1 protein-coding gene is annotated in these 633 nt (G+C 27.2%); it reads right to left on the minus strand.

Annotated features, from left to right (window positions below; translation table 11 throughout):
- Positions 1–441: 441 nt before the first annotated feature.
- On the minus strand, positions 442–633 hold a 192-nt coding region (locus tag ACFS5M_RS10460), incomplete at its 5' end, for a T9SS type A sorting domain-containing protein (protein WP_379898790.1).

Below are 633 nucleotides of genomic sequence, written 5' to 3' on the forward strand. Positions count from 1 at the left end.
AAAGGTTAATTCACCTTGAGTAGAAATGTACTTTTCGGCTTTTAACTTTTCGGCGTTTTGAGCATTAACATTAATGATGACTGAGCATATTAATGCTAATAGTAAGTAGGTATTTTTCATTAGATTGGGATTCAAATGAATAATTAGTTAATTAGGGTTAAGGTGTGCAATATAACTATTTTTTACATATACAACCTATAAAACGTATAAAAAATACGATGAAATGCATTTTTAAGAAGTTTTTTCTTACTTTTTTATCAAAAGCAGAAGATTATATTTTTTATTTTAATTATGGCTACTGAAGTTTGTTAATGTTCTTATACATTACTTGTCTTATTTGCGTAAAATGCATCTAGATTTTAAATAAAAAAGCCCAAAACATCATGTTTTGGGCTTTACAAAGTTTAGTTAACCTTATGATAGATTTGGGGCATCTATTATTTATTTAACTAACACTTTTTTCGAGACTTCGCCAATTTCAGTTTCTAATTTTATAATGTAAGCGCCAACGCTTAAATTTTTAGTTTTTAATTCAATAGACGTACTTGTTTCAACAGTATCAAATGTCATAACGACTTGTCCAATCATGTTTATGATTTTTGCTGAATCTATTTCAACACTATTCGGATTATT

This window comes from Lacinutrix iliipiscaria (assembly GCF_042686125.1).
In the GTDB taxonomy this organism is placed as follows: domain Bacteria; phylum Bacteroidota; class Bacteroidia; order Flavobacteriales; family Flavobacteriaceae; genus Oceanihabitans; species Oceanihabitans iliipiscarium.